21 protein-coding genes and 1 pseudogene are annotated in these 22,299 nt (G+C 46.8%); 14 read left to right on the top strand and 8 right to left on the bottom strand.

Going from position 1 to position 22,299, the window contains the following annotated elements; genetic code table 11:
* Window positions 1–279: hypothetical protein (locus tag QUA16_RS05975; protein ID WP_333181052.1), on the top strand; the 279-nt coding region annotated here is incomplete at its 5' end.
* Here QUA16_RS05975 and QUA16_RS05970 read toward each other — a convergent pair.
* Together QUA16_RS05970 and QUA16_RS05965 are read right to left on the bottom strand one after the other, a co-directional pair.
* Complete coding sequence (locus tag QUA16_RS05970; RefSeq protein ID WP_333103415.1) at window positions 237–938, bottom strand: DUF4079 domain-containing protein; 702 nt, start codon at window positions 936–938, stop codon at window positions 237–239. The two genes, QUA16_RS05975 and QUA16_RS05970, sit on opposite strands and share 43 nt — an antisense overlap.
* Window positions 939–1,284: 346 nt before the next feature.
* A complete protein-coding gene (locus QUA16_RS05965; RefSeq protein ID WP_333181051.1) occupies window positions 1,285–2,136 on the bottom strand; it encodes a YHS domain-containing (seleno)protein in 852 nt (283 codons plus the stop codon).
* A gap of 285 nt (window positions 2,137–2,421) precedes the next feature.
* Here QUA16_RS05965 and QUA16_RS05960 point away from each other — a divergent pair, with 285 nt between their 5' ends.
* The 3 genes from QUA16_RS05960 to QUA16_RS05950 all read left to right on the top strand — a co-directional run bounded on the left by QUA16_RS05960 (window position 2,422) and on the right by QUA16_RS05950 (window position 5,368).
* Window positions 2,422–3,033 carry a cupin gene (locus QUA16_RS05960; RefSeq protein WP_333103418.1) on the top strand — a complete coding sequence of 204 codons (612 nt, stop codon included), beginning with the start codon at window positions 2,422–2,424 and terminating at the stop codon, window positions 3,031–3,033.
* A gap of 203 nt (window positions 3,034–3,236) precedes the next feature.
* Window positions 3,237–4,691, top strand: coding sequence for a HAMP domain-containing sensor histidine kinase (locus QUA16_RS05955; protein WP_333103419.1), 1,455 nt, complete (start codon window positions 3,237–3,239; stop codon window positions 4,689–4,691).
* Entirely contained in the window at window positions 4,688–5,368 is a 681-nt protein-coding gene (locus QUA16_RS05950) for a response regulator transcription factor (protein WP_333103420.1), read from the top strand. Before QUA16_RS05955 ends, QUA16_RS05950 begins: the two co-directional genes overlap by 4 nt.
* A 93-nt stretch (window positions 5,369–5,461) precedes the next feature.
* On the opposite strand, the gene QUA16_RS05945 is transcribed toward QUA16_RS05950, so the two are convergent.
* Together QUA16_RS05945 and QUA16_RS05940 are read right to left on the bottom strand one after the other, a co-directional pair.
* Entirely contained in the window at window positions 5,462–5,884 is a 423-nt protein-coding gene (locus QUA16_RS05945; protein WP_333103421.1) for a DUF6335 family protein, read from the bottom strand.
* 238 nt (window positions 5,885–6,122) lie between these two features.
* On the bottom strand, window positions 6,123–6,329 hold the full coding sequence (locus QUA16_RS05940; protein WP_333103422.1) for a hypothetical protein: 207 nt from the start codon (window positions 6,327–6,329) through the stop codon (window positions 6,123–6,125).
* 165 nt (window positions 6,330–6,494) lie between these two features.
* Between QUA16_RS05940 and QUA16_RS05935 the strand changes: the two genes are divergently transcribed.
* Together QUA16_RS05935 and QUA16_RS05930 are read left to right on the top strand one after the other, a co-directional pair.
* Window positions 6,495–6,908: a peptide chain release factor 1 gene (locus QUA16_RS05935; RefSeq protein WP_333103423.1), complete on the top strand. Its 414-nt coding sequence runs from the start codon at window positions 6,495–6,497 to the stop codon at window positions 6,906–6,908.
* 224 nt (window positions 6,909–7,132) lie between these two features.
* Window positions 7,133–7,645, top strand: a pseudogene (locus QUA16_RS05930) (transposase); the annotation flags it as partial.
* Between the two features lie 385 nt (window positions 7,646–8,030).
* On the opposite strand, the gene QUA16_RS05925 reads toward QUA16_RS05930, so the two are convergent.
* The 3 genes from QUA16_RS05925 to infC form a co-directional block, all read right to left on the bottom strand.
* On the bottom strand, window positions 8,031–8,507 hold the full coding sequence (locus QUA16_RS05925) for a Crp/Fnr family transcriptional regulator (protein ID WP_190660410.1): 477 nt from the start codon (window positions 8,505–8,507) through the stop codon (window positions 8,031–8,033).
* A 216-nt stretch (window positions 8,508–8,723) separates the two neighbouring features.
* Entirely contained in the window at window positions 8,724–11,765 is a 3,042-nt protein-coding gene (locus tag QUA16_RS05920; protein ID WP_333103424.1) for a HEAT repeat domain-containing protein, read from the bottom strand.
* 111 nt (window positions 11,766–11,876) lie between these two features.
* Window positions 11,877–12,413: a translation initiation factor IF-3 gene (gene infC, locus QUA16_RS05915; RefSeq protein ID WP_006635262.1), complete on the bottom strand. Its 537-nt coding sequence runs from the start codon at window positions 12,411–12,413 to the stop codon at window positions 11,877–11,879.
* Between the two features lie 417 nt (window positions 12,414–12,830).
* Between infC and QUA16_RS05910 the strand changes: the two genes are divergently transcribed.
* The 5 genes from QUA16_RS05910 (at window position 12,831) to QUA16_RS05890 (ending at window position 18,089) form a co-directional block, all read left to right on the top strand.
* Complete coding sequence (locus QUA16_RS05910) at window positions 12,831–13,853, top strand: alpha/beta fold hydrolase (RefSeq protein ID WP_333103425.1); 1,023 nt, start codon at window positions 12,831–12,833, stop codon at window positions 13,851–13,853.
* A gap of 263 nt (window positions 13,854–14,116) precedes the next feature.
* A complete protein-coding gene (gene iscB / locus QUA16_RS05905; protein ID WP_333103426.1) occupies window positions 14,117–15,217 on the top strand; it encodes an RNA-guided endonuclease IscB in 1,101 nt (366 codons plus the stop codon).
* 647 nt (window positions 15,218–15,864) lie between these two features.
* Window positions 15,865–16,755 (top strand): reverse transcriptase N-terminal domain-containing protein, encoded by an 891-nt coding sequence (locus QUA16_RS05900; RefSeq protein ID WP_333103427.1) that lies wholly within the window; start codon window positions 15,865–15,867, stop codon window positions 16,753–16,755.
* Window positions 16,745–17,704, top strand: coding sequence for a group II intron maturase-specific domain-containing protein (locus tag QUA16_RS05895; protein WP_333103428.1), 960 nt, complete (start codon window positions 16,745–16,747; stop codon window positions 17,702–17,704). Before QUA16_RS05900 ends, QUA16_RS05895 begins: the two co-directional genes overlap by 11 nt.
* Window positions 17,705–17,771: 67 nt before the next feature.
* Window positions 17,772–18,089 carry a hypothetical protein gene (locus QUA16_RS05890; protein ID WP_445252147.1) on the top strand — a complete coding sequence of 106 codons (318 nt, stop codon included), beginning with the start codon at window positions 17,772–17,774 and terminating at the stop codon, window positions 18,087–18,089.
* A 31-nt stretch (window positions 18,090–18,120) separates the two neighbouring features.
* Here the strand turns inward: QUA16_RS05890 and QUA16_RS05885 are convergent, their stop codons facing one another.
* The gene (locus QUA16_RS05885; protein ID WP_333056096.1) at window positions 18,121–18,324 is read right to left on the bottom strand and encodes a hypothetical protein; all 204 of its coding nucleotides are present in this window, start codon (window positions 18,322–18,324) and stop codon (window positions 18,121–18,123) included.
* Between the two features lie 49 nt (window positions 18,325–18,373).
* Between QUA16_RS05885 and QUA16_RS05880 the strand changes: the two genes are divergently transcribed.
* From QUA16_RS05880 to murI, 3 genes are all read left to right on the top strand, one after another.
* Window positions 18,374–18,739, top strand: coding sequence for a hypothetical protein (locus tag QUA16_RS05880; protein WP_333103430.1), 366 nt, complete (start codon window positions 18,374–18,376; stop codon window positions 18,737–18,739).
* Between the two features lie 596 nt (window positions 18,740–19,335).
* The gene (locus QUA16_RS05875; protein WP_333103431.1) at window positions 19,336–21,123 is read left to right on the top strand and encodes an N-acetylmuramoyl-L-alanine amidase; all 1,788 of its coding nucleotides are present in this window, start codon (window positions 19,336–19,338) and stop codon (window positions 21,121–21,123) included.
* A 156-nt stretch (window positions 21,124–21,279) separates the two neighbouring features.
* Window positions 21,280–22,140 carry a glutamate racemase gene (gene murI, locus QUA16_RS05870; RefSeq protein WP_333103433.1) on the top strand — a complete coding sequence of 287 codons (861 nt, stop codon included), beginning with the start codon at window positions 21,280–21,282 and terminating at the stop codon, window positions 22,138–22,140.
* Window positions 22,141–22,299 lie beyond the last annotated feature (159 nt).

The following is a 22,299-nucleotide window of genomic DNA, read 5'->3' as shown; positions in this document are numbered from 1 at the left end:
CAAGAACAGGCTGTCCGGCCTGTTCCACAATACATCACATCTCAAGAACAGGCTGTCCGGCCTGTTCCACAATACATTACATCTCAAGAACAGGCTGTCCGGCCTGTTCCACAATACATCACATCTCAAGAACAGGCTGTCCGGCCTGTTCCACAATACATCCAATTGCTTGTGGGGTGTCCCGCCCTTCTAATTTCTACTAATTTTAGACTTGAATCTCTAAGTAATGCGATCGCTCACGGCTTTGGGCAGGTCTTATTGGTGAAATCACAGGTATAAATATAAGGTTTCTGCCAGTTCAGAGGAATTTCTAATAAATCCCTAGTTCCGGTCATTCCCTGTCCCAGAAAGAGCAGCACAGCGATCGAGTTCAAGATCACATGGATAGTGCGCCAGCGATTTGAACGGTCTTTGTAAATGTCTTCAATGATGGCAAGGGAGAAAACCATAATTAGCGCAGCGGTGATGCCAATGTAGTAGTGAGACCAATACCATTCATTGGTTCGCCGATAAACGCCATCTTGAGTGCCAAGAATCACCAAACCAGTACCTGTTAGGGTCGCAAATATGCCGCGCCATAAAGCGGGTGTCGCTCGATATAGCATCACCAAAGAGGCGACAGTTGCAACAAACATCAGGGCAATGAAAATGACCTGAAAGGAGTTTTTGCTCCAAACATCCTTGCTCAAAATATGCTCAAAAATCGGGTAGGCTAGACCCACCAACGTCACTCCTACCACAGAACCTGACAGAATTCGACCTGCTTTGACGTGTTCTGAACCGACTACAGGTGGAATTTTGCTCTTGGTGTCGATCGCAATTTGCTTCCGACGCTGCATGGTTTGCCACCCCATATTGAGAACAACACCCAGCATAGGAAAAACAATCGCTACAGCTAAAATAGGATGCAGCAAACCCAGAAAATCTTTAAATTCCATAAATAACCTTTTTGTTGAGGAGGGTTGGCTTCATCAACCCGGTTTTTGCCATACATAATATCATATCCGGCCATCTAACCACAGTAAGTTTGTAGTCAGGACTCATAGTAATTGTTCATCTGCCTAGAGATAACTGAAGTCCTGACTACAAACACGCTTTATGAAGGGTAACTCACCGGAAATGTTGATAAATCAGAAAATATAGCAGTTGTCAATTGGGTGAGGTACAGCTTTCTCAATTACGCAATGGAGCAATTACAATTACCTTGTTCTCAGGGAAATGAAAACTGCTGGTGGTAATCTAAGTGGCAGTTAGCGGCGACTAATTGCCTGCATCACTTTGAGCTTAGCGCAACAGTTCTTTGTTATTCAGAATAGCGGGCCAATTTTTGTTTCCTGAAGCAATGTGACCAGGAATATCCCCCATCCATTGTGCTTGTACTGTTTTATCGTAGTTGAGATAAAGCTTCCCATTAACGATTTTCCAGGCGTCAGGCTGGGTGACAACAAGATTCCCTTCACTGGTAGCCTGGGCGCAATATCCACCGTATTGAGGAGCATACTTTTCAGGATTGTTGGCAAACATATCACGGTTTGCTGCACTAGCAAACATCCAAGTTGTTCCACCCCAATTATGTTTAAATTGGCTAGCTCCCATAACTAATTTGCTTTGGGTGAAATAGGCTACGACATCCTGACCATCAAGAGCCACACCTTTTTCGGTGTAGAACTGAGGATGAAGGGTTGTTGTGCTGCTTTTACCAGCACAAGGATTGGCTTTACCAGCGCAAGGATTGGCTTTACCAGCACAAGGATTGGCTTTACCAGCACAAGGATTTTCTTTACTCGCGCAAGGATTTTCTTTACTCGCGCAAGGATTTTCTTTACCAGCACAAGGATTGGCTTTACCAGCGCAAGGATTGGCTTTACCAGCACAAGGATTGGCTTTACCAGCACAAGGATTTTCTTTACTCGCGCAAGGATTGGCTTTACCAGCGCAAGGATTGGCTTTACCAGCACAAGGGTTGGATTGTGCAACCTTGGATGAAACGGTTGTAGAGTTTAAGTTTGTGGAAGCCTTGGAATTGGCGTAGCTAAAATTAGTTGTTACCAAACCGAGAATGGTGGCAATGGCGATCGTGGTAATGTATTTTACTTTCATGTGTCTAATTTCCCGATAAATTGTTAATAGTTCCATGCCAGATATTTGCTTGAGAGTTCTTGCTCTCTGGCAATTTTTATGGCTTTTTGTTGTCCTCAAGACTTGAGGTTGTTTACATTAACACTCAATAAAATGAGTGCTAGATGAGGAAGAGATGGATGGGAGATAAAACTCTGAATACTTTATACGTCCATTTCTTCAGCAAAAATTCATCTAGGAATTAGGAACGCATCATCTAGTTGCAAGGAATGTTTTATAGAGTGGAGATTAAACCTGACTATATTTTAGTAGTGCAGTAATTTAACCGCGAGTTGAGAAATTATGACAGGAAAAGACTGGTTAGTGACTAATGATGGACAGTGCAATATTTTTGAGGCTACAAGTCAAATTGAAGATTTGACCCATCCCTACCGACTTTACCGCTTTTTAACTGACTTGGAAGATGTATTAGAGCAAATTAGTGATGATTATTTACGACTCCAGGCAATTTGTCCCCTTGTCCGCAGGTTGTTAGATAGTTCTTCCTGGTTTCAAATTGCTCTCCTTGAGCCTGACTCTGAGACAGGCTGGGCCGTACAAACACTGTATGATGAACCATTTTTCCCTCTGACGGTGCAGTTGGTCGCTTGGGCTCCGGGTGCAGTTTCTCCGATTCATAATCATGCCAGTTGGGGACTGGTGGCGCTACTTGATGGAGAGGAGAAAAATACTTTTTGGCAGCGATCGCCAACTCGCAAGTTTCCAGATAAAATCACAACAGTAGGAGAGATTTTGCTTGCTCCTGGTGACGTTTTGTGCTTCATGCCAGATGCGATTCATCATGTGGAAGCACTCGGAGATAAACCAACCATTAGTTTTAATCTTTATGGTGTAACAGATTACGATCGACGATTTGAGTTTAACCAGATTAAAGGTACTGCGGACAACTTTTAAGATAGCAGCCTGATGAAAGCAAATATCAACAAATATCAAATATATCGGGCGATTGCAATCGCTGCTGCACCAACTTTCAGGCGTGATTCAGGCTTCGATACTGGACGGGTTCGGAGGCCTGAACCACAACTCCTGCTTTTGATTGCTATAGTTTTGATTTCCATAATTTTGATGCTTAATTATCTTCACTACCTGACGATATAATGAAGCTAATATCCCAAGTTAGAGCCGCTATCAACCATCTCACGGGCAAGCGAATTTCCACCTCTTCGCTTCAGTTTCGCCTGACGCTGGAATTGCTGGTACTCTCGATTTTAGGACTTAGCAGTGTGGCATTTTGGGCCGGCTGGCAAAGGTCACAAAATCTAGTCGGTGCCCATAAAAAAACCCTGGAATACATTGGAATACGCTTTCCCGAACAGGTTGAGCTTTATAGTGAAATGGGCTCACTAGAAATTGGCTTAACCCGAAGCGTCCATAAAGCTTCCACAGGAGGAATCATGGTGTGGGTGAAGCGCAATGATGGGATGCTTTTGGTGAATTCACCTGATATGGATCTGCAATCTTCTAAGATTACGAAGATGATCTCGTTGACGGAAGTACCTGCACAGCCTACTTTTGTTCAGGTGGGCGATCGCTACTTGGTGATCTGTAGCAGAACTCTGAGGATTAAAAATGAGTTACTGGGTACGGTATATTTCTCTCAAGATATCACTGATGAGCAACGTCAATTAAATGATGGGATTCGCAGTCTAATTTTTGTCAGTATTGTGGTAATCTTAGTGTTAATGTTGGCGATCGCCAGTCGCATTCGTCATGCTCTCCATCCTTTGGAACATATGAGTCAGGTAGCTAGCACTTTGTCTGCTGATAATTTGCAGGCGGCAAAACTCCAACTGCATCAGGCTCCTGATGAGATTTTAGGACTAGCACAAACCTTTAATGAGATGTTGTTTCGCTTATCGGGTTCCTGGGAGCAACAACGCCAATTTGTCGGTAATGTTTCCCACGAATTACGCACTCCTCTGACGGTTGTAGTTGGTTATTTACAAAGTTTGCTGCGACGCAGCACTAACTTAAGTGACTATCAGCAACAAGCACTGGAAACAGCCGTTGGGGAAACTGAACGCACGATTCGGATGTTAGAAGATTTGCTCGATTTGGCACGGGCTGATAGTGGCAACTTGCACTTTCGTCTGAATCCGGTGATCCTGAATACTCTGGTGGCTGAGGTGGCCCAGATGAGTCAAAAAGTTAGCAATCGGAAAATTATTTTGGTGTCAACTGATGAGGATGTTGTAGCCTGTGCGGATCAGGATCGTTTACAACAAGTGTTAATTAACTTAGTCGATAATGCAATCAAGTATTCTGCTCCCGAACAACCAGTTGAGTTAGTATTGGAAAAGAGGGAACAGCAGGTGATGATTCATGTGGGCGATCGCGGAATTGGTATTTCTCTCCCCCATCAAAACCGGATTTTTGAGCGGTTTTACCGGGTGGATGAGTCAATGACGCGCTCTAGAGACGGTACAGGGTTGGGATTGGCGATCGCCAAAAGCCTCATCGAAGGCATGGAAGGACGTATTACGCTCCGATCTAAACCGGGAGAAGGTAGTATTTTTACTATCACCTTACCTGTCTGGAATCCGCAGCTATGAGCGATCGCATTCTCGTTGTTGAAGATGACCCTAAACTGGCAAAGTTCATCGAATCTGAACTTAGTCTTGAAGGATATCACGTCACTGTAGCCCCAAATGGATTGGATGGATTAATGATGGCTCGTGATGCTCAACCGGATTTATTAATTTTAGATTGGATGCTTCCCAGCATCTCTGGATTAGACATCTGTTTAAGGTTGCGATCGACTGGTGTTCAAGTACCAATAATTATGTTGACAGCAAAAGATGAAGTACCCGATCGCGTGACTGGATTAAATGCTGGAGCAGATGACTATGTTACTAAGCCTTTCAGTATGGAAGAACTCCTCGCGAGAGTCAAAGCCCGTCTGCGCCGATCTCAAGCAAATGACCCGGATAATTTACAATTTGAAGACCTAGTATTGAACGGTTTAACCCGTGAAGTTTATCGAGGTAGTCAACTAATTGAACTCACTGCAAAAGAGTTTGATTTGTTAGAATTTATGCTGCAAAATCCCCGTCAAGTCATTACCCGCGACCGAATTTTAGAAAAAGTATGGGGTTACGATTTTATGGGCGAGTCAAACATTATTGAAGTGTATATTCGTGCGTTACGGATTAAGTTAGAAGCAAGTAACTCAAAACGCCTGCTGCATACTGTTCGGGGAGTTGGATATGTGTTGCGAGAGCAAAAGTGAGGAGGGGCGGATTTACAAATACTTGGGATATGAAGTATGGATCATGGTGAACCCGCTCCTATTATACTACCTATTTTTTTGTACCAAATAGACCTAGAAATCCGGTCGTTCCTGATAATCTTCCGCAGAACTCGGGTCTAATTCCCACCGACTTTCATCTCGATGTTCAAGCATCTCTGTTGTGTGCAAAATAGCCCCATCTGGCAATTCTATGCCCGCAGCGGCTCCGAGTTCGTCAACAATATCCAGGTCGGGAGTAGGCGTGGTTCCACCCACCGATTGCTCGCCCGTGGCACTTTCTTGTTCCGCCGCCGGATCGCCATCCTCGCCGCCGATTTGGGAACTGGTGGAAGAGTATTCCGAACTGCTGTCCTGCAGGGTTGTTATGTCGTCTTGGCTCAATCCCGGTTGATCGATGACGCCGGTACCGTAAGATTCGGTAATTTCTTGAGGCAATTCGCCCAAATTATCACCATCTCTTGTTGTTTTTGCGTTGCGTTCCTTTTGCTGTGCCACGAGACTTGCTCCTGTTGGTTTTTGAACTCAATTAAATTAAAAGTGTCCGACTTTCGCTTGAGCTGAATTATTTTTAGTTATTGCCAATGGCTGTCATTAAGTGGCATCATAATTGCTATTTAAGCTAAAAGCTTCTATCCCAGGAAATATATTGATTCGGCTCAGCTATTTCATTGGGAATACAAAAAGAGATCGCCCTTTTGCAACGGGCGATCGCTTTTTAATGGGGATGTTAATTCTATTCGGGAAAATCAGGAATTATCCATTTGGGGGGTTCCGTCCGTTTCCTTCTCACCGCTTCCTCTGCTATTTCTAGCATTTTATCCAGAGAAGTATTTTCAATAAACTGGGACGTTGCTTCTGCGTATTCCCGCTTCGGGCACTTGTCGCCCAGAATGCAGCCATTAATGCAAGCTACAGCACAATCGACAGTGTTCTCCACCATAACTTTTTTCCTTTCACGGTTCCAACAACTAATAGGCAGGTACTCTGGGTAAATTTGTCAAGAGGCTGCTCTATATCTTTATTTTACTTCACAAATTGTCATCAAAGGTCGATCGCCAGGGCAAAACTGTTATAAAATCAAAGCAACCTACCTAATCTGCCGATCGTGAGTAATTTTCTGCGGCGCTTAAAACTTTTACCTTGGCGAGAAATGCTGCAAATTGCCGCCCTCGTCAACTCAATCGTGATTGGATTGGAGTTATTTTTAGCCTGGGGTTTCACGCAATCGCGGCCAATCCGCAACGTCGTGACGCTTCTTTACGGTTCCTCCCTGGGGACATTGATACCTTTCGCTGCTGCACTGGGAATGGGAGCTTTAGCAGTGTACTTTTTAGAGTATTGGCAACAACAATTTTTGCTCAACCGAATTAGTTTGTGGGTTTTAGTTTTCTGCGTACTCTTGGGTTTGGTGTTAAAGTCATTCCTACCCATCCCTCCTTTATTAGCAAGTTTATCGGAAGCTGCACTAATCGGAGTTACGGTGGGAGTTTTTTGGAAGGGCCGGCCTTATTGGCGATAGTCATGCCATTTGAGATTTGAGATTTGAGATTTGAGATTTGAGATTTGAGATTTGCTATGACTGATGAAGATTCGGGTTTGGTGCTTGTCTATAGTTACATTTTTTTTGATGATACTATCATTAGACCTCTTGCGAAAGTCTCAGGCGATCTCTAATTTAGTCTTTAAAGAAAGTTCATAATTATAAATACCAGCTATTAAATTAAATCTTAATTTGAATGATAGGTATTTTTAGACCGGATGAGCTGGGATAATTTTAACGAATCAGGAGAATTGAAAGCACAAGTACAAGCTTATTATAGCTTCACAGGATATTATCCCGAATAAGGGAATGCAGAGCGGATTTATCGTAAAGCGAGAAAACCGAGCTTGGTGTAAAGAAAAAGGAATTAGAATCAGTGAACCACCTCTAGGAAGACCTCCAGCAAATGTGAGTAAAGAAAAAAAGAAGCAAGCAAAGGAAGGTGAGAGGATTCGTCAGGCAATTGAAGGAAAATTTGGGGCTGGCGTCAACGAAGATTTAGCCTGAATCTGGTAAGGAGAAAACTTGAGAATACCTCTAGTACAGCTATTGCTATCACTTTTTTAGTAATGAACCTTTCTACCTGGTGGCGGCGGGTTTTTTGTATGTTTTTATGCGGTTCGGGGAAAACAATGCCTGTTTTTGGGTTGAACATAATTTGCGCTTATATTTTACTCAAAATGAAGCCGGAAAAACTCATATTTAACTCGGGTTGAATAATCAATCACTCCCCCTCGCCAAAAAGCGATCGATTATTCAGCAAGCCCTATTTAGTAATGCACAAATTCACCTTTTTGTCAAATTAATTTAGATGCGTTTACCGTGGCTATTCGTAAGGAATGAGAATTAAATAACTTGCATTTTTTGTAGGTTGGGTTGAGGCACGAAACCCAACCCCACGCTTGATTGTTGGGCGGAGTGAAACGGAGGGTTCGTGCCACGGGCCCAACCTACGGAAGTTATTTAAGCCACGATCCTCATGTGCCAATAGCGCACTAGCCAGAGAAATTGTGCGCTATTGACATTTTACAGAAGATAAATTGTGCAGAATTACCGATGATCGACTAAAAACACAATTAATTAATTCCCAATTCCCCAATTTCATCGCATCTCAGGAACTCTCACAGTCTCTGTAGGAGGCATCATGGCTTCTTTAGCATTCAACTTTTGATTCAACTCCCGAATCCGGCGCGACAGCAAGCGAATAATATTCACCGCAATTCCCGGCGTTTCATCAATCGCATCGTATAGCTGCATTTGAGTCAGCATCAAACACTCGGATTGTTCGAGAGTAGAAATAGAAGCCGATCGAGGTTCTGCATCAAACAGCGACATTTCCCCGAAACAAGCCCCCGCTTTCAACTGTGCCAAATCCCGATCGCCTATATGCACGCGCACCGTTCCCGATACCAAAATATAGAGAGACCGCCCTTCTTGTCCTTCCGTAAAAATCCTGTGCTTGGAAGGAAACGAAAGTTCATCCATTACCGATGCTAGACGCACGAGAAAATCATCCCGCAGTTCCTTAAAAATCGGAACCTCCCTCACAAACAATAGGCGTTCGACGCTTGTTAACATAATGAGATGCAATGATTAATTTAAACTTAAACAAAGGAAGAGGAATTGGGCATTGGGCATTGGGGATTGGGCATTGGGGATTGGGCATTGGGGATTGGGCATTGGGCATTGGGCATACTTTCTTGTTATTTCCTCTTCCCTATTCCCTCTTCCCGACATCCGTTACATCCGTTACATCCGTTACAGAATCCGTTGCCGAACTTCCTTCTTCCTTCTTTACCTTTTTCCCCCAGCACCCAACTCTGCCATCATCTCTTCAACTTGAGCGGATACCAAATTATCGGGGTCATTTTGCAGCCTGGGCAACAATTCGACCAAAGCCCGGGGCGAGGCTATTTTCAAATAGGCTAACACTGCTTCGCGGACAAAACCCGTCGGGTGCTGCAGACAGACGAGAGTTTGTTGAGCCGTAAGACTCCAGCGCGCTTCTCTCGCCAAGTGAAAGCAGCAGGCCAAAGCCCAATCCGAAAGGAAGTGGCGCAATTCTAGCAAGCGGCGCAAACGATCGCTAGGGGCTAGAGGTTTGTAAACCATCAATTCCGAGAGGTTGCTCAATTTTTCTCTTTCCGAGTGTTGATCTAACAAATTGATGAGCGATCGCTTCCTAGCTATATCCACAGTATTATCGAGAATTTCCAATCCCCTAGCCACCAAAGAAGGTTGGCCAGAAGCGATGTTGAAAGCAGCGGCTTGTACCGTGTCCAGCGGATAAAGAAACTTCATCAGCAAAAAACACCGCTCCCTAGCATCAGCTTCCAACCCCGCCAGAGCACGCTGCAACAATTGAGCCGTATCGCCCCCATGTGCCCCAGTGCTGTTAGCACCCCCCGACAAATTGCCGTAGCTTGTTACCCCAGACAAATCTACCAGACCTGCATAAATTTGACCGATAAACATTAACTCCTGTTCGATAAGAGTTTCCAAGCCGCTGCGGCCGATGCGGTCTAGAACCCCTTCTATCCCCGCTTCCGAAGGCATTTTTAACAGGATGCGGAGGATATTGCGCCTCGTCGTTCCCCAAGCCGTCATCAAATTGCTCACCAAAATGTCGATCGCCTCATTTGTCCCAATTTGACCCAGAGCCGTCCAAGCTTGCAACCTGACCAAATCCGACTTGTGGATATCCTCAGCCAAATACACAAGCAAAGGAATGGCATCGTTGTGAAGTTTGACTATCGCCTGCAAAGCCGCTTCCCTAGTCGATTTGTAACCAAGTCCGCGCAGCAGCGAAGGATAATATTCTTCCGAATGAGTAGACGAAATCACGTCTAACAGAGCGCAGCGCACTCGCAGAGATTCATCTTGCAACAGATTGGGGATATGCAGCCGCAGTCCTTGCAAATAATCAGCTTCTCCCAGAGCCCGCGTCCCCATAACACGTTCCCGCTCTTGTTTGTGCGTCAGCATTTGGCGCAGCGTGTTAGTAGCCTCTGCCTTTTGCAGGCGATCGCCCCTTCTCATAATTAAAGCAGCCGCCGTACCCCGCACCACCGGATCGACCGTCGGCTGCAAGTAAGGCCGCAAGCTCTCAATATTCGGTTCAGCTTCCGTCAGCCAGATGTAGCGCAAAGCCAAGGCCAGAACCTCCGGCGGCAAGGATTGGTGCGAAAGGGCGCGGACAGCTTCTAAATATGCGGGGTTCGGGTGTTGCAGCATCGTTTCCAAGCTCTGGCGCTGCAAACCTGCAGACAGCGAATCGAGGAGGGGAGCCAGAACTTCTCCGACATTTTTGGGGTCAATTTGCGTCAGGAGTTCTATGCAAGAGCGCTTTTCATCTTCGCCCCCCGGCTTTTGTAGAGTTTCCACCACTGCGCGCTTGAGAGCTTTGAGGTCAACGTCTGTGACGCCCAAGCGCCCCCGCTCCGCACTTTTGACCAACAAACCCACGTATTGAGAGCGGATCAACCATACGACAAACACCCACAACAGCGCCAATATGACGATCGCGCCAATAAATATCAAGCTTTGCTGGTCGTGAAATACATTTTCGTCTTGCTGGGGGAGTATCTTGCCTGTCACCCACAGCATAATCAGGATGCCTACTCCTGTAGCTCCGCAGGACAAAGGTTCGCCCACACCGTTGACCAAAGTTTGAATTCCCGATCGAATATTGTCGGGAATCGGTTGAAATAAAACCGGGCTAACAGTTTCCAACAGCGTGTAGTGCAGCAGTTCGTCTAAAAATCTCAGCAATATCAGCCCGATGAACACAGATACTAGCTGGCCCAGAGATGCTCCTATGGTCAGCACCCCGAGTATAGCGATGCCCGTGGGCAAAATCATCGCCGTCACGAATACACCGATTCTTTCCACCAACCGGCTCGAAGCGAACCACTGAGTCGCCACCTGAAACAGGCCTTGTATGCCTTCATAAATGCCCAGGAAGCTAGCGATCCAGCTAGCTCCGTCCCCCGGGTTTTGGTATTCTAGCTGGCTGTAGAATTGGAAATCTACCAGCACGTAGACGACTTCTGCGAGGATGAAGAAACTGACTAGAGGTACGGCGTATTTTTGAAGTGGGCCTGTAACTTTGCGGGCGGTAAATTCTTCTTGGTCGTCGTCTTCGTCGTCATCCGTCCAGTGAGCCGTTTCCGGGAATGCTTGGCTGTATTTTTCCGTGAGGTAGTAGAGCAACACCGAGCCTGTCGCCACCATCAGCCCCGATATGAGCGTAACGTTTTTGAGTCCGACTACGTACAGCAAAACAGGCAGAGAAAATCCGCTGACTACTCCAGCTACTAGATAGCCGCTACTGACTAGCGGATAGGTGCGCTTGATTTCTCTAATATTAAACAGTTGGTTGGAAGTGATAGAAGTGTTGAGGTCATTGAGGACATAGCAAGCTTCCACCCAAAGCCACATCAAAAAAATAGTAATAAAAGCGATGCTGATGCCAGCTATCTTAGTATTTTCGTAGCCTATTCCGAATCGAAACAAAAATAGCGGTATCGACATCATGCCCAGAACCACTACGACGGTGCGCCTCAGCGGCAGGATTTTTTGCAGCCACGAATAAACAAATCCCAAGCCCGAACCGATAAAGGCGCTGGCTATGTAGATAAAAGGCATTTTGTCGGCACCGTACTCGTCTAAAAACAGACCTACTGTGCTGAGTTCCAGCCAGATCAGCCCGACGGAGGTTAGAGTGTAGACGAGGAACATCAGTGCGGTTCGCTCTACTTCTTCCGATCGCAGGTTAAGCGATCGCAGCACTCCTTGTCTTACTCCCGCCGAACCGCTGATTTGAAAATTTTCCATGCAGCGTTGATTTCCCTGTGTGGTAGCTTATTCCTGACTAACTAACTTCGGAAATCATTAGTCATCAGTCACCAGCTTATGACTGATGACTGCTTACTAATGACTATCTATTTATACTTTCTTTGGCGACAGCAGCATCATCATACTGCGTCCTTCTTTTTTGGGGGCTTGCTGCACTTCTGCGATTTCCTGCAAATCTGTGGCCATGCGCTTAAGCAAGTCCTCTGCTAGGTTGCTGTGTTGGATTTCCCGACCTCTGAACATGATCGTGGCTTTTACTTTGTCCCCAGATTTGATAAAGCGGTCTGCTAGTTTGAGGCGCACTTGGTAGTCGTGTTCTTCAATTTTGTAGCGCATCTTCACTTCTTTAACATCGGCAGTGTGCTGCTTCCGCTTTGCTTCTCGCGCTTTCTTTTCCTGCTCGAATTTGTACTTCCCATAGTCCATTACCCGGCATACGGGCGGGTCAGCTTTGTCGCTGACAAGTACGAGATCGAGTTCTTTTTCTTCTGCGAGGCGCAGCGCTTCTGCAGGCGTCAATATCCCTAGTTGCGCGCCGTCGGTATCGATTACCCGGATTTTGGGGTATCGAATATTTTCGTTGATCTGGGGTAGGTTGCGATTTTGTCTTCTTTCAATCACAGGCATGAATGGTTTTACAAGCAGTAGTTTAATAGCGAAGCTTATTGATAGTTACAGGTTTGAACGCTCAATTTTTCACGATTGACGATCGAACTGTTTTATAAGGTGTTACCCTTACCGGACGTACTACCGCGCCCTATGTCCCCTCCGCTAAAGCCTTGGGGAATATTTGGACTGATCGTAAATGAATTCTTACAATACTTGCTATTCTACTCACTCTGGCTGAGTTTCTGCCTAGTTTTATTTTAACTTCACACAGGATCGCCCGCCCCCTTGCCCGATCGATGACAAAACCGTCAAAAATTCAGGGTAAAAGCTTAAGGATGAGGTAAAACCGCTTTTCCTAGCCCATCTCGCCCCGTCTGGCAAGTCACCCAAGTCGCCTGATGTGCCTTGTAGAATAGGTATAAGAAGTGTAAATTTATGTTGCGATCTGAGGCAAAATTGACAAATTCTCTGCTGTGGCACCAACGGGTGGGAACTCAACGAGACTGGATGTGGCGGGGTTGGCAAACTCGCTACACTTATTTGCGGCCCGATGGGGTACGAAATCAAGGCGCGCTGGAATTTCAAGATTCTGCGGCCGAACCAATGGCCCCGCGCGCATCGGGAACGCCGATTATTTTACTGCACGGGTTTGGAGCTTCGATCGGTCACTGGCGACAAAATCTCGCCCAACTAGCCGAAAACCAAACGGTTTACGCCTTGGATTTGTTAGGGTTTGGCGCTTCCCAAAAAGCTCCGATCGACTACTCTGTGTCTCTGTGGGTCGATCAAGTTTATGATTTTTGGCTAACTTTTATCAGAGAGCCAGTAATATTGGCAGGAAACTCGATCGGCTCGCTAATTTGTCTGGCCGTAGCCGCAGCTCACCCGGACATGGTGGCCGGCACGGTGATGATTAGCCTCCCAGACCCCTCTGTGCGAGCCGAGGCGGTGCCAGGATGGCTGCTTCCGGCGATCGAAGCGGTTGAAAGTTTGTTTGTTTCTCCGATCGTACTGAGGCCTCTGTTTTATTTTGCTCGCAAGCCTTCCTTTGTCCGCCGCTGGGTTTCCTTTGCCTACTCCAACCCCGAAGCTGTTACCGACGAATTAGTGGAAATTCTAGCAGGGCCTGCGGGCGATCGGGGAGCAGCCCGCGCCTTCTGCGCTTTATTTAAAGCTGTAGGCAGTTCAAAATTTTGCCCCAGTGTCAAGACAGTGATGCGAAATCTAACAATCCCCATGCTGTTAATTTGGGGCAAACAAGACCGGATGATTCCCCCTCGGTTCGCCCGCCCCCACCAATTTGTCGAATGCAATCCCCATTGTGTAGAGCTAGTTGAATTAGACAATGCCGGCCACTGTCCCCAGGATGAATGCCCGGAACAAGTAAATCAAGCAATTTTGAACTGGATGAGCCGGAATTTTGCACCTATGGGCGAGAGCGAATTGCAGCACTGTTGATTAGACATGGGGCCGTCAACTACCGCACACCAACCCGAAGGGTCTGGTGTGGGCTTGAAAAAGCCTGTTGACCAGACGGCTAGTTCTTGACTAGCAGGCGTTAAGACCAAGCGTTAAACTTCGTACCTTGAAATGCGTGCCAGTTTCAAGCTCTACAACCGAGCAATTAAACAGGTGATTAAGGGAAAGCCAGTGTTGCTCAGACAGTACCGAGTCTTAACATCGTCGAGGCAAACTTAACCAAGAAATTGAGTGATGCAGTAATGCGTACATTTGTCCTAGATAAAAACTTGAAACCTCTTGACCCATGCCACCGGGCACGGGCAAGAGAACTATTGAAAAAAGGGAGGGCTAAGGTTTTTAAACGCTATCCGTTTACCATTGTTTTACAGGATAAAATTCTCGAAGATTCGGTAACTCACTGTCACCGAATCAAAATTGACCCAGGTAGTAAAACTACGGGTATTGCCGTGGTTCAAGAGCAAACAGGTCGCGTCACGAACGCATTAGAAATTGCTCACCGAGGGCAACAAATTAAAGATACTCTCGAATCTCGCAGAACGCTCAGAAGAGGGCGTCGCAACAGAAAGACCCGTTACCGCCAACCCCGTTTTTTAAACAGAACCCGTAAAACAGGATGGTTTCCACCATCTCTTGATAGCCGTGTTGCCAATATTGAAACCTGGGTTAGGCGAATCAGAAAGGTCTGTCCCGTTACCGCCATTTCTCAAGAATTGGTGCGTTTCGATTTACAACAGTTCCAGAATCCTGAAATTTCTGGAATCGAATATCAAAGGGGCGAATTATTCGGTTTTGAAATTAAGGAATATTTACTGCAAAAATGGAATAGGAAGTGCGCTTATTGCGGTGCGACAAATGTTCCTTTCGAGGTTGAGCATATTCTCGCCAAGTCTAAGGGAGGAAGTAATCGGGTCAGCAATCTGTGTCTTAGTTGCCATTCCTGCAACCAAGCCAAGGGAAGTAAACCCGTTGAAGAATTTCTCAAGAAAAAACCTGAAATCCTTCAGCGGATACTAGCCCAAGCCAAGACACCTCTACTGGATGCAGCAGCCGTCAATGCTACTCGTTGGGAGCTATACAGAAGACTACAGTTAACCGGACTGCCCGTGGAATTGGGTTCAGGGGGACGAACAAAATTCAACCGCCAAACCAGGGGAATAGAAAAACAGCATTGGACTGATGCAGCTTGTGTCGGGGAATCAACTCCCGAAAGACTACTGCTAAATAGCGTGAAACCTTTGCTAATTAAGGCTAAGGGACACGGAAGAAGACAGCGCTGCGGAACCGACAGATTTGGGTTCGTGCGATTCGTTCCCTACAAAGTGGAAGGCTATGCAGCCTGAAACGAACTAGGGGCAAGGAAAACCAGCCTCTCGTATTGGTTGGAACAGAACCTTGACAACTTGATTGACCTGTAGGTGAGCCCTAACAAGGGCAATTCCTACCGCCTTGACGCTTAGGTTGAAGCATCTCCCCCAGGATGGCGACTGACTATCAAAATCTGGAAATCAGCAGGGGGGAGAAACGACAGACAAACCTTACCTCAGAGGGTAATCTGGCTAGCTAAGTTGGGACGGGTTAACGTTCAGTAAACTCACTTGAAACCTTCGTTAATTTGAAGCTGCGGAAATGAGGAGAGAGTAGCCAACAGCTACGACCGCAGCCGTCAAAAAGACAATGGGGAAATGTGGCTGGTGAATTAAATCCGTCACCAGAAAGCGTTCACGTAAGTTATCAACCAGATAACTATACTAACCCCGGAGGAGTGTGAGAACCCACCCCCGACGCAATTAGGTCAATCAGGAACGAATTAAGTCCCCTGTCATCTCTCAGGGTAGGTCGATACTCTGAGCAGGTAGTCAGCCGCATGAGGCAGGGGAATGGGATGGCTTCAGAAGCGAACGCCTCGGGGAAAGCCCAAGGATATGCAGACAGAAGCCCGACTGTTTGGAAGATGTAGAGGTACAAGTAGTAGTACATATACCGTGAGATGAAGGCAAGTAACCAAAAATGTGAAAACCAGAGTACGGATGGTAAGCCTAACGAGTGGAAGAATATTCCCTGGCGCAAGCTGGAACGTAAGGTTTATAAGCTACAAAAGCGCATCTACACAGCCTCGCAGCGTGGTGAAACTCCTCAAGTTCGGAAGTTACAGAAGCTAATGATTAAGTCCAGAGCTGCCAAGCTTCTGGCTGTCAGACGGGTCACGCAGGAGAACAAAGGCAAGAAAACCGCTGGCGTCGATGGGGTGAAAGCGTTATCCCCACGTCAGAGATTGGAACTTGCTAAGAACCTGCGAATAGATGGTAAGGCAATGCCGACGCGAAGAGTTTGGATAGACAAACCCGGTCGAGATGAGAAACGCCCCCTTGGTATACCCGTCATGAGAGACAGAGCGAAGCAGAAGCTAGTGGAACTAGCTCTTGACCCAGAATGGGAGGCTCGCTTCGAGCCAAATAGTTATGGGTTTAGGAAAGGACGCTCATGCCTTGATGCGATTGATGCTATTAACAGCAGTATCCAAAAGATGCCCAAATGGGTATTAGATGCCGATATCGCTAAGTGTTTCGACCGCATAAATCATGAAGCACTACTGACAAAATTAAATACCATGCCGCATTTTCGTAGGCAAATCAAAGCCTGGTTGCGGTGTGGAGTCTTGGATGGAATGAAATACTTCGACACCATAGAGGGAACTCCACAAGGGGGCGTAATTTCCCCCCTACTGGCTAACGTTGCCCTTCACGGCATGGAAAACCAGATTAATCAAGCCTTTGGCGGAGGATACTATATCTCCCCACAAGGAAAAAGAAAACGGTACACAAGTAATACTGTTCGATTAATCAGATATGCCGATGACTTTGTGATTCTTGCGCGTTGATTTAAAAACTATCCAAAAAGCCCAAAAAGTAGTTGCTGATTGGCTTCAAGGCATGGGTTTGGAACTAAAGCCAGAAAAGACTAAAATTACACATACTCTCGATGGAGGAAAAGAGTATGAGACGGGATTCAACTTCTTGGGATTTCATCTCCAGCAATACGAAGTTGGTAAACACCAGTCCCGGACAAAAGACAAAATCAAAAGACTTGGCTTTAATTTCAATACATTAATCACCCCAGCCAAAGATAAGGTACAGGCTCACCTGGACAAACTCCATAACTTAATGTTGGAGGGTAAAGCAAAAGCTAAACCCCAGGCAAGACTAATAGAAGAACTCAACTCCGTTGTTCGGGGATGGGCGAACTACTACAGGACAGTCAATAGCTCAAAAACATTCCATACGCTAGACCACCTGATGTACCAAAGACTAAGGCGATGGGCAAAACGTCGCCACTCCAACAAGAACAAAACCTGGATAGCGGGACGCTACTGGGCCATAAACAGAGGGGAAGGCTGGGAATTCACCGACACAAAAACAGGGGCAACGCTATACAAATATTCCGACACGAAAGTCATCAGTCCTGGTACTAAAGACGAGTATGTGAAGGTCAAAGGCGAAAAAAGCCCCTACGACGGTGATATAGCTTACTGGGCTGCAAGAACTGGAGAGCATCCTGAGTTGCCTAAACGCAAATCAATTCTGCTCAAGCAACAAAGACAAAGATGTATTCATTGTGGGTTATACATCACCGATGTACTGGATACGGAAGTCCACCATAAGGACAAAAATCACAAAAACAATTCATGGGGAAACCTTGAACTTGTACACACAATCTGTCACGACCAGATACACGGTAACTACACATATGAGAGAAATCACGCTGAAGGGAAACAACGGCAGGTTGGAATCTACGGAGTATTGATAGATGAATTTCCGTTTTATATCTAGCCCCCAAAGAGGAGATAGGCAAATGCCACACTCCCCCCTAAACCTGAATAACGGCAAGAGGCTTGCTATGACAAAGCGTCCACAGTTGAGGAGCCGTGTGAAGGGAAATCTTTCAAGCACGGTTTTGAAGACCAGCGGGGGAGGTGACAAACCCGCTGAGTTCAACCCCATTCGTCATGCACCGGCCCAAAAGTTCTTCATGGGTTTTCAAACTGGGGACTTGGTGAAAGCTAACGTCCTCACTGGAAAATATGCAGGAAGCTACACAGGCAGAATTGCAATTCGGTTTAGACCAAGTTTTAAGCTAACCGCAAGAGACAAATGTTTTGACGTGCATCCAAAACATCTGACAACTATTCATAAGGCTGATGGCTATGAATATTAGTCCTAAAAACAAGGATGCCCTGTCGGGCAACTTATTTATTGGCGACAATTTCCCAGACGCTAATCCGTTGGCGGTACTCGCGGAGCTCGATATATCCGCCTCGGTTATAGCGTCCGCCCCCTTGTCGCATTTTAGGTGGACGACTCATGGAGCAAAGTAAGTCTCCGTCTTTCTGTGATGTCATGTATCTACTGTTATTGATGGTTGCTTCTTTGAGAAGCTCAGAGATTGACACAATCACCAAGATAGTGTATCTTCTCTAACTGGTAGTACAGATCCAAGTTATGCAGTTAGTCGAAAGGCAAGTCATTAAACCAAATCACAGGTTTTACCCAGAAGCCGATCGATTGTCTTTGCTGTCCAACAAACTTTACAACTGCGATAACTACTATATCTACGGTCAAAACTTTTTCTCAGGTCAACCAACCAATGCTCTGCGTGTCGATCGTATACTCAAAAAGAGTCTAAAGTACAAAGCATTGCCGACCCAAGTAACACACAAAACTCTCCAATTACTGCTGAAAACATGGACTAGCTATCATAGTGTAAAATTGGCGGGCGCGATCGCGATCGCCCTACTAAGTTTCAAGCAGCACCGAAAATCCCTGACTAAAAAATCCAGAAAAAAAGAGAGCAGGGGTGATATGTAGTTCTATTCAACTGTCAATCTGTTAGCAAAAAAGTAGCAAAAAAGCTTTTCCCAAAGAATATGTTAGTTGGTCTGGAACTAACATTTGGTGGCCTTGAAAAGTTACCTAAATCTGGGAAATCCGGATTATTCCCCAGGTAAGTTGTTAAGTTATTGAGGTAGTTTAGGAAAAGTTAGAACAAAACGCAAGTGTAAAGCGGATTATAACCCTTGCCGTAACGAGCTTCGCCAACATTAAAAAGCTATGAAACCCCTCCCTGGAAGAACGGTAAAATTCTACCTTCTAACTTGTACCTTCTAACTTGTACCTTCTAACTTCAAGAAACACCTTGTTTCTTGCTCCTAAAAATAAATACCTTCCCTTGTGCCAACAATCTTTCAGTCTGCTTATAACCGATCGCCCCCAAGTATACGGGAAAGTTCAAAAATGCCGGGATCTGGCATTTGGGAGCCTGTTAACGCATAAAAAAGTCAATTTAGCCAACAACTGACGGCCCCCGTGCCCCCGGTCTGCTGGCGGCTAACTGCTGAAAGCCTCTGAGGGCAAGCAGCGCCCTTCCAGCTTTTGGCAGTAACGCAAACGAGGAAAAAACTGTCGTGAAATTCCACTGGCTACTACCGAGTTTCTTAAGTGTATTTTTGCTCGCCGGAGCCGCCGAAGCAGCTAGACTGCAATCTTGGCGGTTTGATGCTTCAGAGAACCGGCTTTACATTACAACAGAGGGGGGAGTACAACCCAAGGCTCAACTGATTTTCAACCCGATGCGGTTGGTAATCGACTTGCCGGGGACGAGTCTGGGCCGTCCATCGGTCAGCAAACCGCTCTCAGGGGCGATCGAATCGGTGCGGGTAGGGCAGTTTGACAACGATACGACCAGAATTGTGGTCGAGATCAGAGACGGGTTTACTATAGACCCTCAGCAAGTAAAATTCCGGGGAATTTCTCCGAGCGAGTGGACAGTGGATTTGCCAACGCCGGTGCGGGGAGAAACTCAAAATCCGATTTCAGAGCCAGGGGGAGAAAGGTTATCGGTTGAACCTTCAGCATCCCAAGCCCAGTCAGGCGAGGCGACTGTAGTTCAGAACGTTCAGGTGACGGCGGACGGTTTTTTAGTCCGCACTGCTGGCGGTCGCCCCCAAATTAATTTTGAACAAAGTCGGGCTGGGGACATCGCCACCCTCGATATTGAAGGAGCGAGTTTAGCGCCAGGTCTAAGCAGCCAACAGCCTCAAACGAACGGCCAGCACGGGGTTGACAAGATTGAAGTCCGGCAACTGCCAACAGACCCGCCCGTTACCCGCGTGACTTTGCGGATGAAGAATTCTAATACTCAGTGGCGGGCGTCTGTGAGCAATTTGGGCGGGGTTGTGCTATTGCCTGGAAGTGTAAGACAGCCCTCGGTTCCCCGCCGCCTGACTGTAGACCCTCCGGCGAGACAATCTCAAGGAAATTTAGCGAGAGTTCAGTCAATTGATTTAGCCAGTAACGGCACGCAACTGGTGGTGAGAACTGACCGCCAAGTCTCCTATACCAGCGGGTGGGATCAGGGGTCGAGAGCTTACTGGATCAGGATCGCCTCTAGTGTCCTGACGGGAGAAATTCCTCAGCTCGATGCCAACAGTCCTGTATCGTTTACTGCCAGCCAAGAAGATGCGGAGACTGTGGTGATTTGGGTGCAGCCGCGATCGGGGGTAGAGGTAGGCAGGGTGACGAGACCAAACCCGCAGTTGCTGTCTTTGCAGTTGCGATCGAATGCTAGCGCGCAGCCTTTGACTCGCACTCCCAATTTGCAGCCTTTGCCGAGAAGGACTTTCGGAACCGATGAGTTGCCCCAAGCTTCTAACCGCCGCGCCGTAGTAGCGATCGATCCGGGCCACGGCGGCCGCGATCCGGGGGCAGTCGGGATTCAGGGCATTCAGGAAAAGGAGATTGTTTTGGATATCTCTTTTCAGGTGGCGAGGCTGCTGGAACAGCAAGGGGTGCAGGTGGTGATGACTCGGACTGATGACAGCGAAATCGACCTGGAGCCCAGAGTTTCTTTGGCGGAACGGGTGAATGCTACTTTGTTTGTCAGCATTCACGCTAATGCGATTAATATGAGTCGGCCGGATATTAGCGGGATTGAGACTTATTATTTCGGTAGCGGCGAAGATTTGGCGCGGGTGATTCACGGCAGTATTTTGCAGGGGACGGGGGCGACTGACCGCCGAGTGCGACAGGCGAGATTTTATGTTTTGAGGAAGACTTCTATGCCTTCTGTTTTGCTGGAGGTGGGTTTTGTGACGGGTGCTGAAGATGCTGCTAGGCTTTCTGACCCAGCTTACCGCAGTCAAATGGCGGCTTCGATCGCTCGCGGCATTTTACTTTATCTTCAACAAAGATAATGGGCAGTGGGCAGTTGACTGTTGACTGTTGACTGTTGACTGTTGATTAATGTTATTGGTTATCTGTTATTAGCCACTGCAAACGATTAACAAATGACAACTGACAACTGACAACTGCCAACTGCCAACAGACAACAGATAACTAACTATTAACAAATGACAACAGACTCTGGACAACAAAGAATCGGTATTTTTGACAGCGGCGTGGGCGGTTTGACTGTTTTGACCCAGTTGTACCGACAATTGCCCAACGAATCGATACTTTATTTTGGAGATACGGCGAGGCTGCCTTACGGCACTCGCACGCCGTCGGAAATTGTGGAGTTTGTCCGCGAAATTATGGCCTGGTTGGTGGAACAGGATGTGAAAATGGTCATTATGGCCTGCAACACCAGTTCTGCTTTGGCGATGGAGATGGTGCAGGCTGAATTTGATATCCCGGTGCTGGGAGTAATTCTGCCGGGGGCGCAGGCTGCGGTGCAGCAAGGCAAGCGGATCGGGGTCATCGCAACTCCTGCTACGGCTGCTAGCAATGCTTATCGAAATGCGATTTTGGAGATGGACGATTCTTGCCTAGTTTGGCAGGTTAGCTGTCCGGCTTTTGTGCCGCTGGTGGAGCAAAACCGGATTCACGACCCTTATACTTGTGAGGTGGCTCGGGAATATTTGGCTCCTTTGATTCAGCAGCGCATCGATACGCTGATTTACGGCTGCACTCATTATCCGCTGTTGGCTCCTGTGCTTCGCTCGCTTTTGCCTGCTGGGGTGACATTGATAGATCCTGCGGTACGGGTGGTGGCTGCTGCTGCCAGAGAATTGGAGCTTTTGGGGCTGCGGAATCCTGGTACTGCGCTACCGACTCGTTTTTGCGTGAGCGGCCCCCCGCAGCAGTTTGCCGAGTTGTCGGTGCAGTGGCTCGGTTGTACTCCTGCTGTTGAGAAAATATCCCTGCCGACAGTTGTACGTAGCGAAGCGGGGCGTAAGCCATCGCCCGTATCGCTGGAATCTGGCGAATAAGCCGGAAAATTTATAGGTTAATTAAACCCCCCAAAACTCAGGTAAAGCTGGCTCTGGGGGGTTTAATTATTGCGATGTAACCTAGCCATTACACATCAATAGGTAATATTATTGAACAAAAGCTTTGATGAACAATGCAAATAATGTCCTATACGTGCT

Source organism: Microcoleus sp. S13_C3, assembly GCF_036700905.1.
Taxonomy (GTDB): Bacteria; Cyanobacteriota; Cyanobacteriia; order Cyanobacteriales; family Microcoleaceae; genus Microcoleus.
The sequence above is the reverse complement of the archived record's forward strand: the minus strand, read 5'-3'. Positions and strand labels throughout refer to the sequence as shown.

Bases quoted from the DNA above. Each gene is read 5' to 3' on its own strand.
- QUA16_RS05965 (WP_333181051.1), bottom strand. From the start codon at position 2,136: ATGGAACTATTAACAATTTATCGGGAAATTAGACACATGAAAGTAAAA.
- QUA16_RS05890 (WP_445252147.1), top strand. From the start codon at position 17,772: ATGACAAAGCGTCCACAGTTGAGGAGCCGTGTGAAGGGAAATCTTTCA.
- QUA16_RS05955 (WP_333103419.1), top strand. From the start codon at position 3,237: ATGAAGCTAATATCCCAAGTTAGAGCCGCTATCAACCATCTCACGGGC.
- QUA16_RS05900 (WP_333103427.1), top strand. From the start codon at position 15,865: ATGAAGGCAAGTAACCAAAAATGTGAAAACCAGAGTACGGATGGTAAG.
- QUA16_RS05940 (WP_333103422.1), bottom strand. From the start codon at position 6,329: ATGGTGGAGAACACTGTCGATTGTGCTGTAGCTTGCATTAATGGCTGC.
- infC (WP_006635262.1), bottom strand. From the start codon at position 12,413: ATGCCTGTGATTGAAAGAAGACAAAATCGCAACCTACCCCAGATCAAC.
- QUA16_RS05960 (WP_333103418.1), top strand. From the start codon at position 2,422: ATGACAGGAAAAGACTGGTTAGTGACTAATGATGGACAGTGCAATATT.
- QUA16_RS05925 (WP_190660410.1), bottom strand. From the start codon at position 8,507: ATGTTAACAAGCGTCGAACGCCTATTGTTTGTGAGGGAGGTTCCGATT.
- QUA16_RS05970 (WP_333103415.1), bottom strand. From the start codon at position 938: ATGGAATTTAAAGATTTTCTGGGTTTGCTGCATCCTATTTTAGCTGTA.
- iscB (WP_333103426.1), top strand. From the start codon at position 14,117: ATGCGTACATTTGTCCTAGATAAAAACTTGAAACCTCTTGACCCATGC.
- murI (WP_333103433.1), top strand. From the start codon at position 21,280: ATGACAACAGACTCTGGACAACAAAGAATCGGTATTTTTGACAGCGGC.
- QUA16_RS05950 (WP_333103420.1), top strand. From the start codon at position 4,688: ATGAGCGATCGCATTCTCGTTGTTGAAGATGACCCTAAACTGGCAAAG.
- QUA16_RS05910 (WP_333103425.1), top strand. From the start codon at position 12,831: ATGTTGCGATCTGAGGCAAAATTGACAAATTCTCTGCTGTGGCACCAA.
- QUA16_RS05920 (WP_333103424.1), bottom strand. From the start codon at position 11,765: ATGGAAAATTTTCAAATCAGCGGTTCGGCGGGAGTAAGACAAGGAGTG.
- QUA16_RS05880 (WP_333103430.1), top strand. From the start codon at position 18,374: ATGCAGTTAGTCGAAAGGCAAGTCATTAAACCAAATCACAGGTTTTAC.